Annotated in this window: 13 protein-coding genes; 3 read left to right on the plus strand and 10 right to left on the minus strand. The window is 61.3% G+C overall.

Features of this window, described 5'->3' with window-relative positions; translation table 11 throughout:
* The first annotated feature begins 115 nt into the window (after positions 1-115).
* Positions 116-898, plus strand: a complete 783-nt coding sequence (locus tag ACZ9W6_RS06210; protein WP_465190221.1) for a hypothetical protein — start codon at positions 116-118, stop codon at positions 896-898.
* Here ACZ9W6_RS06210 and ACZ9W6_RS06215 read toward each other — a convergent pair.
* Complete coding sequence (locus ACZ9W6_RS06215; protein WP_465190222.1) at positions 877-1,266, minus strand: hypothetical protein; 390 nt, start codon at positions 1,264-1,266, stop codon at positions 877-879. The two genes, ACZ9W6_RS06210 and ACZ9W6_RS06215, sit on opposite strands and share 22 nt — an antisense overlap.
* A gap of 469 nt (positions 1,267-1,735) precedes the next feature.
* On the opposite strand from ACZ9W6_RS06215, the gene ACZ9W6_RS06220 reads away from it, so the two are divergent.
* Entirely contained in the window at positions 1,736-3,685 is a 1,950-nt protein-coding gene (locus ACZ9W6_RS06220) for an SEL1-like repeat protein (protein ID WP_465190223.1), read from the plus strand.
* Positions 3,686-3,782: 97 nt separating this feature from the next.
* Here ACZ9W6_RS06220 and pyrI read toward each other — a convergent pair whose 3' ends face one another.
* The 3 genes from pyrI to ACZ9W6_RS06235 all read right to left on the minus strand — a co-directional run bounded on the left by pyrI (position 3,783) and on the right by ACZ9W6_RS06235 (position 7,526).
* Complete coding sequence (gene pyrI, locus ACZ9W6_RS06225; RefSeq protein WP_465190224.1) at positions 3,783-4,250, minus strand: aspartate carbamoyltransferase regulatory subunit; 468 nt, start codon at positions 4,248-4,250, stop codon at positions 3,783-3,785.
* A gap of 11 nt (positions 4,251-4,261) precedes the next feature.
* Complete coding sequence (gene pyrB / locus ACZ9W6_RS06230) at positions 4,262-5,182, minus strand: aspartate carbamoyltransferase (protein WP_465190225.1); 921 nt, start codon at positions 5,180-5,182, stop codon at positions 4,262-4,264.
* A 262-nt stretch (positions 5,183-5,444) separates the two neighbouring features.
* Positions 5,445-7,526 (minus strand): methyl-accepting chemotaxis protein, encoded by a 2,082-nt coding sequence (locus ACZ9W6_RS06235; protein WP_465190226.1) that lies wholly within the window; start codon positions 7,524-7,526, stop codon positions 5,445-5,447.
* 194 nt (positions 7,527-7,720) lie between these two features.
* Here ACZ9W6_RS06235 and ACZ9W6_RS06240 point away from each other — a divergent pair, with 194 nt between their 5' ends.
* Positions 7,721-8,935 (plus strand): HD-GYP domain-containing protein, encoded by a 1,215-nt coding sequence (locus tag ACZ9W6_RS06240; RefSeq protein WP_465190227.1) that lies wholly within the window; start codon positions 7,721-7,723, stop codon positions 8,933-8,935.
* Between the two features lie 61 nt (positions 8,936-8,996).
* Here ACZ9W6_RS06240 and ACZ9W6_RS06245 read toward each other — a convergent pair whose 3' ends face one another.
* The 6 genes from ACZ9W6_RS06245 to ACZ9W6_RS06270 form a co-directional block, all read right to left on the minus strand.
* Positions 8,997-9,863, minus strand: a complete 867-nt coding sequence (locus ACZ9W6_RS06245) for a diguanylate cyclase domain-containing protein (RefSeq protein ID WP_465190228.1) — start codon at positions 9,861-9,863, stop codon at positions 8,997-8,999.
* Positions 9,864-10,030: 167 nt separating this feature from the next.
* The gene (locus ACZ9W6_RS06250) at positions 10,031-10,387 is read right to left on the minus strand and encodes a nucleotide pyrophosphohydrolase (protein WP_465190229.1); all 357 of its coding nucleotides are present in this window, start codon (positions 10,385-10,387) and stop codon (positions 10,031-10,033) included.
* Between the two features lie 73 nt (positions 10,388-10,460).
* On the minus strand, positions 10,461-11,201 hold the full coding sequence (locus ACZ9W6_RS06255) for a siderophore-interacting protein (RefSeq protein WP_465190230.1): 741 nt from the start codon (positions 11,199-11,201) through the stop codon (positions 10,461-10,463).
* A 47-nt stretch (positions 11,202-11,248) separates the two neighbouring features.
* Entirely contained in the window at positions 11,249-12,028 is a 780-nt protein-coding gene (locus tag ACZ9W6_RS06260) for an ABC transporter ATP-binding protein (RefSeq protein WP_465190231.1), read from the minus strand.
* The gene (locus ACZ9W6_RS06265) at positions 12,025-13,086 is read right to left on the minus strand and encodes a FecCD family ABC transporter permease (RefSeq protein WP_465190232.1); all 1,062 of its coding nucleotides are present in this window, start codon (positions 13,084-13,086) and stop codon (positions 12,025-12,027) included. The genes ACZ9W6_RS06260 and ACZ9W6_RS06265 overlap by 4 nt, the downstream gene beginning before the upstream one ends.
* A complete protein-coding gene (locus ACZ9W6_RS06270; protein ID WP_465190233.1) occupies positions 13,083-14,180 on the minus strand; it encodes an ABC transporter substrate-binding protein in 1,098 nt (365 codons plus the stop codon). The genes ACZ9W6_RS06265 and ACZ9W6_RS06270 overlap by 4 nt, the downstream gene beginning before the upstream one ends.
* Between the last annotated feature and the right edge of the window lie 77 nt (positions 14,181-14,257).

The raw sequence follows: 14,257 nt of genomic DNA on the forward strand, positions 1-14,257 counted from the left end.
CCATTCTATCAGCATGATTGAGCCGGCTGGGGCGGGGTAAAACATGCGTCGAAAACACATCAGGCAGCAAGGTTTGCCGGTGGTATATGCTTGATAGAAACAGCGGGAGGCGAGGATGCGCAAAACCGGGTTGGGCATATTGCTGGCGTGCGGGGCGGTGTCGGGCTGGGCTTGCGACTATCAGTACCCGGTGTCCGAGAGCCACGGCATGCTTTACCGCATAGACAAGAGCGGCCAGCCGCGCGGCTTGCTGGTTGACTTGGCCGGGCGCTTGTCAGATCTGACCGATTGCCGTCTGACGCCTTTGCCGGTGCCGATGGCAAGGCGCAATGCGATGTTTGGCAATGGCCGGCTTTTCATTCAGCTGGGGGTGCAGGAGGGGATGCAGGGGCAAGCCGATTTTGTGCCTTTGCTGCGCATGCAGTTGTATCTGATGACGGTAGAGAAGGGCTTTGCCACCGCCGAGCAGGCGTTGGCCGCGCCGGGAGTGCGCATCGGCATGCTGAACGGTGTGCATCTGGCCCCGGCATTTTTGCAGAAGTTGCAGTCTTACCGGGCGGTACAGCGTATCGAGTACAGCAATGACCGCGACAGCCTGCTGCGCAAATTGGGTCAGCGGCGGGTGCCAGTGGCGTTTGACGGGGCCAGCTGGGCGGGCGTGGCGACGGTTGGCCAAGGCGTGCCGTTGTACCGGCTGGCTTTTTCACCGCCATTATTCATCAGGGTGGGGATGTATCTGTCGCACCGCATGCCGCCGGCTGACCGTGTCAGGCTGGCGGCCGGCATGCAACGTCTGGCACAGGAGGGGGTGATGCTGGCGGAAATCCGCAAGGGTTTGCAGGCACCGGCTGGCGACCTGCTGCCGGTTGAGTCTGATCAGTCTCCGCGTGGCCGGTAGATCATGCCGGGGTAGACGATGATTTCGCCGGGCATGGCGGCGTGCTCGGCCTGCGAGCCTCGCAGCACCCAGTAGTGTTCGCCGTCAAATAGCTGCTGAAATACCGGGACGCCTTGCTCGTAATGCAGCAGCTGGTGGCCGATAAAGCCGTCAAGCGGCATGACCGGTGTTTCGGGCGGGAGTTCGAACAGTTGCATGATGCGGTGCAGCGCGTTGCTGGAGGCATCGTGCTGTTGTTCGATGTCGGCCTGCCAGATACCGAGAAACATGATGAAGATGATGAGTATCAGCATGGCCCATTGGCCAGCCAGGGCAAACATCAGACCCAGCACGCCGGCACCGGTAAAGTAGAAGCGGCTATCAAACATGGCGGCCTCCTGTGAGCAGTTTTTTCCCGATTCTTCAGCATAGCCTACCGCGACAAAGTGCATGGCAAACATGGGCTTGCCGACCAAAATCAATTTTTGTGATGGCAGATATCGTGGTTGCTGATAGGCGTATCAGAGGCTGGCCAGGCTGTGGATTGGGTGGTAACGGTGGCCGCTTGTCGGCGGGTGTCAGTCGGCAGCGCATGGTTGGCCGCCGTATTTATCGATGGACGCCGGCAGAAAATCCCGCGGCATGGCCTGCCTGAGTCTGGTGTTATCGGCCTGATACCGTCTGCCCGCTTTGCCTTGTCCGTGCAACACTGCCACTTCGCTAAATGGCGGATGAATGATCGCAATCCTTTGAGAGCTTAAAAATAGTCGTTAAACTAGCCGCCAAGATATTGCTGCATCCTGTTGCAAGCCTTGCTGCGGCGTGGTTTGTTCGCACGGACACCATAAAGAAACGCTCATGAACAGAAAAATTGCTATTTCCGTATTGCTGTCCAGCCTGCTGCTGAGCTCGCCTGTGATGGCGGGCCTGAAAGAAGGCCGTGCGGCGTACACCAAGGGGGATTACGCCACGGCACTGCTGGAACTGACGCCGATTGCCGAGAAAGGCAATAGCGGTATCCAGTTGCTGCTGGGTGAGATGTACCTGAAGGGGCAGGGCACCGTGCCGGATCTGGCGCAGGCCGCCAAGTGGTTTGGCATGGCTGCGGCGCAAGGCAGTGCCGAGGCGCAATACAATCTGGGCATGCTGCAGGAGAATGGCGCCGGGGTGCCGCAAGACTATCAGGCCGCGATGGGCTGGTATGAAAAGGCCGCTACGCTGGGGCATATCGCCTCGCAAACCCAGCTGGGCATGATGTACCAGTATGGCCGTGGCGTGCCGCAGGATTTTGCCAAGGCCTCGCAGTGGTATGGTCTGGCGGCCAAGCAGGGCAATGCGCTGGCGCGCACCCAGCTGGCGCAGATCGCGCAACTGGGCGTTGGCGTTCCGCAGAACAATAATCAGGCGGCGGCCTTGTTCCGCCGCGCGGCCGAGCAGGGCAATGCCGAGGCGCAATTCAGCTACGCCAGCCTGCTGGCCAGCGGCAAGGGCATTAGCCGCAATCTGATCGAAGCCGCCAAGTGGCAGCTGAAATCGGCCGAGCAAGGCTATGCGCGTGCGCAGTTTGCCTTGGGCCAGATGTACCAGAATGGTCAGGGTGTACCGCAAGATCTGGCCGAGGCGGCCAACTGGTATGGCCGTGCCGCGGCACAGGGCATGGCGAATGCGCAGTTCGCCTTGGCGGGTCTGTATCAGGACGGCCGTGGCATCGAGCGTAATTTCGTGCAGTCCGCCAGCTGGTATCGTGCCGCTGCCGAACAGGGTCATGCCAATGCACAGACTGCACTGGCCGAGCTGTATCAGGATGGCCGTGGCGTACCGAAAGATCCGGCCGAAGCAGCCAAGTGGTACAAGAAAGCCGCCGAACAGCAAGCGGCCAACTGGTATCGCAAGGCCGCCGAACAGGGTGATGCCGAGGCGCAATATGGCTTGGGCCGCCTGTATGAAAGCGGTAACGGTATTCCTGCCGACTTTGCCGAAGCTGCCGAGTGGTATGGCAAGGCTGCCCGTCAGGGGCATGCTGCCGCCCAGAACGCACTGGCTCAGCTGCTGCAAGGCGGCGTAGAGGTGGCGCAGGACATGAATCAGGCTGCGTCGCTGTATCGTGCAGCGGCCGAGCAGGGCGACATGAATGCGCAGGCCAATCTGGCACTGGCGCTGGCCAAGGGCGAAGGCGTAGCGAAAGACCCGGCACAGGCTGCCGAGTGGTTCCGCAAGGCAGCCGAGCAGGGCCACATCGCGGCACAGGCCAATCTGGGCTTCCTGTACTACAACGGTCAGGGCGTGCAGCAGGATTACGCCGAGTCGGCCCGCTGGTACGAACGCGCGGCCAAGCAGGGCCATGCGCCGGCACAGTTCAGCCTGGGCGGCATGTACGAGAACGGCCAGGGCGTGCAGCGCGATCTGAAGCAGGCGATCTCGTGGTATCGCAAGGCTGCCAGCAAGTACAACGTCGGCGCGCTGAACAATCTGGGCGTGATCTACTACACCTATGGCAATCAGGGCATCAAGCAAGACAATGTGCTGGCCTACGCGTTGCACAATCTGGCACGCGCCCAGGGCAATGCCATGGCCGCCAGCAATATGAACCAGATCGTGCAGGACCTGAGCGCCGAGCAGCTGCAGAAGGGGCAGGAGCTGTCGCGTCGCATGAATGTGCCGGGCAAGCTGCTGGCCGAGATGGATCGTCACCTGGCCAATACCGAGGCCCGCAAGGTGGCATTGAGTGGCAAGCAGGCCGAGCTGGGCAAGAGCAGCACCAAGCCGGAACGCAAGGCACGCAAGAGCAAGCGCAAGTCACGCCGCTGATCACCGGCCTGACCGCAAAAACGCCGCATCAGACGATGCGGCGTTTTTCATGGGCGACAAGGTTGGCCGCAGGCTTGCGGCCAACCTTGTGCACGACTTAGCGGGCGTCGACCACGATGTCCTTGCTGAAGACTTTTTCGCAGTATTTGCACTTCATCTTGGTGTCGTGCTCGCCGACACGCACGGTGAAATGGGTTTTCACCGGCTCGACATGCGAGATGCAGTTGGAGTTCGGGCAGGCGAAGATGCCTTCGACCGTGTCCGGAATCACCAACTTCTGCTTGCGTACTACCTCGAAGTTCTCGATCACGCTGACCGTGCCGCGCGGCGCGAACAGCGCCAGCTCGTTGGCCTGGTCTTCGGTCAGCACCACGTTTTCGACCTTGACCAGATCCTTGCTGCCCATGTGGCGGCTGCTGAGGTTCAGGCCGACGGTGACGCGCTCGCCGTACTCGGCCAGCTTGAACAGGCGCAGAATGCGCAGACCCTGGCCGGCCGGGATGTGGTCGATAACGGTGCCGTTTTTCAGGGCTTCGACATTGCGGGCGTAGACTTTATCGCTCATGGTTTTTCCTTTCACACCGTTTCGTTCAGAACCAGGGACAGCAGCGCCTGGCGCGCAAACACGCCGTTTCTCGCCTGCTCGAAATAGTAGGCGTATTGGGTGTCGTCGACATCGGTGGCAATCTCGTCCACCCGTGGCAGCGGGTGCAGAATCTTCATATGCGGCTGGGCATGGCGCAGCATGTCGGCCTTGAGGATGAACTGGCCCTGGATCTTCTTGTACTCGGCCTCGTCAAAGCGCTCGCGCTGCACGCGGGTCATGTACAGGATGTCGATGTGCGGAATCACTTCCTCGATGGTGGCGGCGGTGCTGTAGCTGATGCCTTTTTCGTCCAGCTCTTGGCACAGATAGTCCGGCATCGCCAGTGCTTCCGGGCCGACAAAGTAGAACTTGGCACCGAATAGCGACAGCGCCTGCGCCAGCGAATGCACGGTGCGGCCGTATTTGAGGTCGCCGACAAAGGCCACGGTCAGATTGTCGAGGCGGCCTTGCGATTCGCGGATGCTGAACAGGTCGAGCAGGGTTTGCGACGGATGCTGGTTGGCACCGTCACCGCCATTGATGATGGGCACGCTGGAGAATTCGCTGGCGACACGCGCCGCGCCTTCTTTCGGGTGACGCATGATGATGGCGTCGGTGTAGCCGCTGATCATGCGCACGGTGTCGGCCAGGGTTTCACCCTTCTTGGCCGAGGTGTTGGCCGCATCGGCAAAACCGATGATATTGCCGCCCAAGCGCTGCACGGCGGTCTCGAACGACAGGCGGGTGCGGGTGGACGGCTCGAAAAAGCAGGTGGCCAGCAAGCGGTTTTGCAGCAGGTCGGCACGCGGCTGGCTTTTCAGTTGCGCGGCGGTATCGACGACCAGTTCCAGTTCCTCGCGCGTGAAATCCGGTATCGAGATGATGTGCTTGCGATAAAGCGGGTTTGGCATGTTGGTCACCTTGGTGTGTCACTTGAACGGCTGAAAAAAAAGCCCCTGATCCGGGATCAGGAGCTTTATTCAGTGCAATGGCAAGGCCCGGCATCCTCACGGACACCGCGCAAACGACCCTGTCGCTGCCGGAGCGGGCAGCAAAAAGCAGGTTGTGGCGGCGTAGCACGGATCATGGCGGGTCTCGCAAAGCAAACCGGCGGATTATACGAAATCCGTGCCGCGAGGGGTAGCCTGCGGCACAGTTGGCCGCAGGCGTTTTTTACAGGCGGAAGTTGCCGACCAGCTGCTCGAGCCGGCTGGCCATGTCCTGCAACTGCTCGACAGCATGGCGGACTTCGCGCGCGGTATGGCTGTTGGTCTGCGCCATCTCGCTGATCTGCTCGACATTGCGCGCGATTTCGGTCGAGGCCGCCGACTGTTCGCGGGTGGAGCCGGCCATATTCGCCATGTACTCCACCAGATGACGGCTTTGCTGGTGCACGTCCTGCATCACTTCGCGCGCGCGATTGGCAATGCCGACACTGGTGGCCACCATCTGGCTGCTGTTGCGGACATCATCCACCGCCTCGCGGGTATTCAGGCCGATGGCTTCGACGATGCGGCTGATTTCTACCGTCGCCTCGGCGGTGCGGCCAGCCAGATTGCGCACCTCGTCAGCCACCACGGCAAAGCCGCGGCCCTGTTCGCCGGCGCGGGCCGCCTCGATCGCGGCGTTCAGCGCCAGCAGATTGGTCTGGTCGGCAATGTCCTTGATCACGCCGACGATGCTGTTGACCTCGCCTGAGCGCTCGCCCAGCAGATTCATGCGCTCACCCAGTTGCTGCATGTTTTCGGTCATGCGCTGGATTTCGCTGGCGACCTGCTCCACCGTCTGCATGCTGTGGCTGGTCAGTTCGCCGCTGCTGTTGGCCAGGGTTTCGGCTTCGCCGGCAGTGCTGGCGATGTGATGCACGCTGACGGTGATCTGCTCGACACCGGCAGCGGTCGAGCTGGCGACTTCGGACTGCTGGTTGGATGCGGATTCGACCTGCTGTGCCGAGCTGGCCAGCTGCTGGGCAGCGCGACTGACCGACAGGCTTTGTTCGCGCACTTCGACAAACATGCCGTGCAGGCTGTCGATGAAGCGGTTGAAGGCGCTGGCGGTGCGGCCTATTTCATCGCGATTGCGGATATCGAGGCGCACGGTCAGATCGCCCTTGCCGGACGACAGCTGTTCCATGGTGTCGGCCAGGGTGTTCAGCGGCAGGGTCATGCGGCGAATCAGTACCGCCAGGATGCCGAGAATCAGCGCGATGGCGATGGCACCGATCAGCATGGCCTGATTGCGCTGGGTGGTGGCCGCTGCCGAAATGGCGGCGGTCGGGATGCTGATGCCGACAGACCAGAACTGCCCGGTATCGGCAATGCTGACCGGATAGAAGAAGTGGGTGAAGCCGCCGTCTTCATAGACAAAGTCCTCGCCCTTGCGCACCTTGTCGAGCTGCGCGGCCAGGGCATCGCCCTTGTCCACGGTCTTGCCCAGCAGCTTGCTGTCCGGGTTGACGATATAGCTGCCGCCTTCGGACAGCATGCGCACATAGCCGGTCTCGTACAGGCGGATGCTGCCGAATTCCTTTTGCAGGTCATCCAGTGCCAGATCGACCGCCGACACCCCCTGCATCTTGCCGGCCGCATCCTTCATGACCACGGCCAGCGAGCTTTCCAGCACCTGCTTGCCCTGTACTTCGTAGAAGAAGGGCTCGGTGACGGTATCGCGGCCGCGGCTCTTGGGTACGAAGTAGAAATCGCCCCAGCCGCCTTTTTCGTAGTCGGGCTGATACGCTTGCAGCTTGTCTTTCCACTGCGGGAATTGTTCGACACGGTCGGACGACATCATGGTGTCCTGCACGGCCTTGCCGTCACTGCCCCGCACGATATATGGCGAATAGCGGCCGGTCGGGTCGTGTTTTGGCCAGTCGAGGCGGAAGGCATCGTCCTTGCCATCAAGGGCATTCGGCTCCCACAACATCCAGATGCCGATGACGCCGGGGGTGTGATCCAGCGTGTTCAGCAGGATCTGGTCTACCGCCTTGCGCTCAACCAGATTGGCGCGCTGTAAACCGCCAATGGCACTGGCGACATTACGTGGTGTGGCAAAGCCAATGTCGAGCTTGGCATCCAGCTTGTCGGCAATGCGGCCAGCCTGTTCGGCGGCCAACTGGTAGCCGTGTTCCACATCATTGTCGTAGCTCTCCTTGGCGATGATGCCGATCATGCTGACGAAACCGATCGTCACGGCAACGCCGGTGGCGATGATGATGCGATGGCCCAGATGGCCCCATTTCTCCCTTGTGTGCTCCATTGGCAACTCCATATATGATTTTGGAATATTGTTATTATTTAAGATAAAATTAAATTATGTATTTCATAGTTGGCAATTGTTTTGTGCTGGCACAAGCAGTTCGATAGTGCTGGAGGCTGGCGTGTGGCAGCAGAGTTGTTAAACTGCCATCACTTTCCAATACTGAAGCAGATAGCCAAAGCGGTGACCGTGCCATGATCAAGTGCATCCCTATCGAGGCCCTCAAGGTCGGCATGTATATCCATGACCTCAATTGCGACTGGACGTCGCATCCCTTCTTTCGCAAGCGCTTTCTGGTGAAGACCGAAGACGAAGTGCAGAAGGTGGCCGAGGCCGGTATCCGCGAGGTCTATATCGACACCGACAAGGGGCTGGATTTCAAGCACGCGCCGACCCTGCAAGAGGTGAGGGAAACCCTGCACAAGGAAATGATCGAGGTGGTGACGCGGCAGGAGGCGCCGGTGATCCGGCTGTCTTTTGCTGACGAGGTTGGCCGCGCCGCCCGTATCAAGAACCAGGCGCAGACGCTGGTCAAAACCGTGATGCAGGACGTGCGGCTGGGCAAGGCGGTCGAGCTGGAGCAGGTCGACCCGATGATCGAATCGATTACCGAGTCGGTGCTCAGCAATAGCGGTGCGCTGATGACGCTGCTGCGCATCAAGAACAAGGACGACTACACCTTTCTGCATTCGGTCAGTGTCGGCACGCTGATGATTGCCTTCTGCCGTGCGACCGGCATGGATCGCGAAACCATTCGTCTTGCCGGCCTAGGTGGCCTGCTGCACGATACCGGCAAGGCGCTGGTGCCGGACGAGGTGCTGAACAAGCCGGGCCGGCTGACCGAAGAAGAATTCGACATCATCCGCAAGCATCCGCAAGATGGCTATGACATTCTGTGCCGCACGCCGGAAATTGCGCAGATTCCGCTCGATATCACCCTGCAGCATCACGAACGGGTGGATGGCAGTGGCTATCCGCACAAGCTCAAGGGTGACGACATTTCGACGCTGGTGAAGATGTCATCGATTGTCGATGTCTATGATGCGATTACCGCCGATCGTTGCTATCACAAGGGCATGCCACCGACTGATGCGTTGCGCAAGATTTACGAATGGTCGAAGTACCATTTCGACCCCAAGCTGGTGCAGGCCTTCATGCGCTGTGTCGGCATTTATCCGCTGGGGACGCTGGTGTTGCTGGAGTCGGGCAAGCTTGGCGTGGTGGTCGAACAAAACGAAGGCAGTCTGCTGACGCCCAAGGTCAAGGTGATTTTCAGTACCAAGAGCAATGTCTATCTGCAGCCCGAGATTGTCGACCTGTCGCGGCCGCTGGGCTTTGGTGGCGGTGACAAGATCGTCAAGCACGAGTCGCCGGAGAAGTGGGGCATTAATCCGCTGCGTTTCATGTGAAACCCGTTTCACCCATAAAAAATGGCCGTTTACACGGCCATTTTTTATGTCACAGAGCGGATCATTCGCCCAGCGTGGTCAGCTCGAACTGTTTGCCACCGCGGCGTTTGGCGCGATACATCGCCAGGTCTGCCTGCAGGAACAGTTCCTTGCTCATGCCGGGGCCGGTGCGGAACATGCAGATGCCGATGGAAATGCCCAGCTGGTTGGGCGGCGGAAAGTCGGCAAATGGCGTGGCAATCGCCTGGATGATCTTGCTGGCCACTGCCTTGGCACCGGCCTCGCTGATGCCGTCGAGCAGGATGGCAAACTCGTCACCGCCGATACGCGCCAGCAGATCGGTGCCGCGCAGTGTCTGGCGCAGGCGATCGGCAACCCGGCCCAGTACGGCATCGCCGACGATATGGCCATGGATATCATTGACCGGTTTGAAGCCGTCCAGATCGGCATACAGCAGGGCGACGACGCGCTGTTCCTTGTCGGCGGCCAGCTTTTCGAGGGCTAGCTCCAGAAAGCGGCGATTGGCCAGATTGGTCAGCGAGTCACGATGAGCCAGTTCCAGCAGATGGCCTTGCAGCAGCTGCAGCCGTTGCGCTTCCTGTTGCTGATGGGTGATGTCGGTGTAACTTTCCAGCAGGCCATCCACTTCGCCGGCGCTATTGCGCAGCAGCTGACTGTTGATCAGAAAGTGGCGCACATTGCCATGGCTATCATTCAGTCTTACCTCGCGATTGAGCGGGGCGGCGGCACTGCTGATCTGGCTCAGGTGCGGCACTTGCAGCTCCTGCGCCGCCGGATTCAGATATTCGAGCTGACCGTTGGCCGCATACAGCACCAGCGGTTGCGGCAGGTGCAGCAAAACTTGCCGCAGGCGGTCGCTACCGGGTTCCTGGCAGGGGCGGAAGCTCAGAGGGTCAGTCGGATTCATCGTGTGAAATCAAGGCATTGATGACAGCCGGCAGGGTATCACAATGCCAATTGGGAAATCAGGCATATCAAATGAATTTAAATTCATTGTTTAAAAATGGCAGATATATTTGATTTCCTTTGTTGGCTTTAGCGGCTGCGGCTGTGTCATCCATGCTAAAGGCATGGTTATTTCTGCAAGAGATAAGCCGCGGCGCCGGCCGGATATTTGCGGGCATTCTTCTGGATCTTGTCGCGCAGGGCATGATCGAGATCGACCTCACAGACATCGGCCAGGCGCACCAGATACATCATCACGTCGGCGATCTCTTCCTGCAGGCGCAGTTTGCGGGTCGGGTCGTCGGCAATGCGGGCGGCTTCTTCATCCGTCAGCCACTGGAACAGCTCGGCCAGTTCGCCGACTTCGCCGGTCAGTGCCAGCATCAGATTGCGCGGGGTGTGGAAGGCTTGCCACTGGCGTTCGGCGGCAAATTCACGCTGGGCGGCGATCAGGCCGCTGGCGTCGAGCAGGGTGGGGGTGGTCATGGCAGGCTCCGGTCAACAAGCCTGCCATGCTGCCACAGCTGCCGTGTTGCGGCCAAGGTTGGCCGCAACCGGCTCAGGCCTCGTCCATCTCGTCGTGACGAATGCCGTGATAGCTGTCTTCATCCAGCCCCTGTTTCCAGTAGCCGACCAGATAGGTATTGGCGCGCCCCGGCCGGCCGTGGCTGGCAAAATATTCCCGGGTGCGACGCACCACGCCGGATTCGGCGGTGCACCACAGGAATGCCTGTTGCCAGCTGTCTGGCGGCAGGGCGGCCAGCGCGGGCAGCAGGGCATCGACTGCCTCATCGACCACCCATTGAATCTTCACCCCGGCCGGGTGAGCCAGATCGATGATTTCGTGTTGGTCAGGCACGGCAATCAGTGCCTGACCGATGGCATCAGCCGGCAAGCTGGCCAGCTGGCGGCTGATCGCCGGCAGCGCGCACAAATCGCCCAGTAGCAGCACTTGCGGGCTGCTGCTCATGTCGATAAGCACCCGTGGCCCCATGATGTCGAGGTTGCTGCCGATCTCGGCGGTTTCTGCCCATTCGGCAGCGATACCGTTCGGCTCATGCAGCAGGAAGTCGATATCGAGGCGCAGCGTGGCCGGGTCAAAATGGCTGACGGTATAGGCGCGCGAGGCGCGGCTGCCATCGGCGCGCTCAAAGTACAGCTTGATGTTGATACCGTTGTCGTGATGGAACTCGGCAAACTCGGGGCAGCTCAGGCTGACGCGGCACATGCGCGGTGTCAGCATCTGTTTGGCCACGACCCGGGCGGTGTAGTTGTAACGGCGATTGCTTGGTGGCGGCATCGCGATTTCCTCACAAAAAAGGGCCGACAGCGCCGGCCCGGTCAGATTCAGGCAGCCAGGCTGCCATCGATCATCACGTTCAGGCGGCCGCGCGAGCAGGCCTCGATACGCGCGCGCACGCCATACACGCTGGCCAGTGCGGCCGGGGTGATAACGTCGGCGGGTTGGCCGCAAGCCAGCACCCGGCCGTCTTTCAGCAACAGGCTGCGTGCGGTGTGATGCAGGGCAATATTGATGTCGTGCAGCACCACCAGCGTCACGATCTGGCGGCGGCGGGTCTCGTCGGCGACCAGCTGCATTACCTGGAACTGGTGATTCAGATCCAGCGCCGACAGCGGCTCGTCTAGCAATAGCAGATCAGGCTGGCGGATCAGCGCCTGCGCCAGGCCGACCAGCTGTTTCTGCCCACCGGAAAGTTCATCCAGAAAGCGCATGCCCAGCGCGGCAATGCCTAGCCGTTGCAGCAGGCTGTCGACCTCGGCCGTCTGCTGGCGGTTTTGCAGGCCGAGGCGGCCGGCGTTGGCCGCCACCATCACCGACTCGAACACGCGCAGATGCAGCGAAGGCGGCAGGCTTTGCGGCAGGTAGACGATGTGGCGCGCGCGCGCCTCCAGACTCAGCGTCGACAGGTCGCGGCCATCCAGCAAGAGTCGGCCGCGTGCCGGCAGCAGGCCGGCTAATGCCTTCAGCAAGGTGGATTTGCCGCAGCCATTCGGCCCCAGCACTGCGGTGACTTCGCCGCGCGGCAACAGGCTGCTGCTGACATCGTGCAGGATGACGCGCTCGCCATAGCGGGCGGCCAGTTGTTGCAGTTGCAGGCCGCTCATGCGCTTCTCCCCTGACGCAGCACCACCAGCATGAAGAAGGGAATGCCGACCAGCGAGGTGACGATGCCGACCGGAATGATGATGCCGGGCAGCAAGGTCTTGGAGGCCAGCGAGGCCCAGGACAGCACGGCCGCACCTATCAGCGCCGAGGCCGGCAGGTAAAAGCGGTGATCCTCGCCGAACAGCTTGCGCGCGATATGCGGGGCGACCAGGCCGATAAAGGCGATGGTTCCGGCAAAGGCCACCGCGGTGCCGGCCAGCAGGCTGACGCGCAGCAGGGTGGCAAGGCGCAGGCGGCGCACATCGATGCCGAAGCTGGCGGCGCGGTCTTCTCCGAGACGCAGCGCCGTCAGTCGCCAGCTGTGACGCAGCGCCCACGGCAGGCAGATCGCCAGCACCAGTGTCAGCAGGCTGATATTGCTCCAGCTGGCGCGCGACAGGTTGCCCATGGTCCAGAACACCATGCTTTGCAGCGCCTCGGCACTGGCGGCAAACTGCACCAGCGACAGCAGCGCATTGCAGCTGAAACCCAGCGCAATGCCGAACATCACCACCGAATTGCTGCTCATGCGGCCCCAGCGCGCGACGACGTCCAGCAGCAAGGCGGCCGCCATGGCAAACAGGAAGGCATTGGTCGGCACCAGCCAGCCGGCAGGGATACCCGGCAGGCTGGCCTGCAGCACGATGGCCAGCGAGGCACCGAGCGCCGCCGCGTAAGACAGGCCGAGGGTAGACGGGCTGGCCAGCGGATTATTGAGCACGGTCTGCATCTCGGCACCAGCCAGCCCCAGCGCCATGCCGACCACGATGGCCAGCAGGGCGTAAGGCAGGCGAATGTCCCAGACGATGATCTGGTGCATCAGCTCGCCCTGGCCTTGCAGGGCGGCGAACAGCTCGGCAAGGCCCAGCCCGGACGGGCCGACGGTAAAGTCGAGCAGCAGCGAGGCGAAGATGATGGCGACCCAGGCCAGCAGCCAGGCTGTGCGCTGGCGCATCAGCCGGCTATAGCTGCGGCCAACGTCGGCTGGCTCTGCCGGCAGGCTGGCGCTGACACTCATGGCTGCACCCAGTAGGTACCGCTTGGCGTCAGTGCCCCAAAGCGCTGATGCAGCTGCGCCCAAGTCTTGGCCGGATCAAGGTCCTTGAACTGGGCCGGATGCAGCCACTTTGCCATCGCCTCGATCAGCACGATGTGCTGCGGCACCACGTAGAACACATGCCAGGCGGCCATCACGTTCTGGCTTTTGGCGGCCGGCAAACCCTTGAGCTGATCACGGTTGGCCGCAACTTTCAGACTGGCCAGCGCATCGGCGCGGCTGCTGCTGGCACCCAGACGGATGCCTTGCGGATCGGTCTTGCCGGCTGCGCCGGTCGCAATATAGTGGCTCGGTTGCTGCACCAGCACATGCTCGATATTCACCTGACCCAGCGGCTTGTCGAGCAGGCTGCTGCCCAGATTGCGGCCGCCGGCCAGCTCGATCATCTCGCCGAAGCTGCCCTTGCCCGCGGTGGTCGGCACATCAAAAGTGCCGGCGCGTACATCGGCAAACACCAGTGGCCGCTGTTTCACGCCTTGCAGGCGCTTGCGGATATCCGCAAGCTTGCCATCGTAAAAGCTGGCAAACGCCTCGGCCTGTTTTTCGCGCTGGATGGCCTTGCCCATCAGTCGCAGGCTGGGCACGGTGTGTTCGATAGGCTTGTTGCGGAAGTCGACAAAAATCACCGGCACGCCGGCGCGCGTCAGCTGCTGCACCACCGGGTTATCGAGGCCGGGGCCGTGGCCCGAGATGCTGAAAATCGCCAGATCCGGCTTCAGCGTCAGCACTTTTTCGGCGCTGATGGTGTCTTCCGAGGTTTCGCCGATCAGCGGGATGCGGTCGATCTCGGGAAACTGCTGGCGGTAAGCGCTATAACCTTGCGGGTCGAGCTTGCGGAAGTCGCCCTGCCAGCCGGCAATGCGTGCCAGCGGCTTGTTGCCTTCCAGCAGCGACAGTGCGTAAAACAGGCGGCCTTCGCCCAGCAGGATGCGTTCTACCTTGTCCGGCACATTGACGCTGCGACCGGCAATATCTTTCACGACGACGGCACTGGCCGGCGCAATGCAGCTGGCCAGCAGCAGGGCATACAAGCCCTGGCGGAATGGGGTTTTCATCCGGGAATTCCAGTAGTTGATAATGAGTTGCATTGGCGCACTAGCCGGGCAGCATGCCAGCTGACGGGCTGCGCGTC

Source organism: Vogesella lacus (assembly GCF_979366295.1).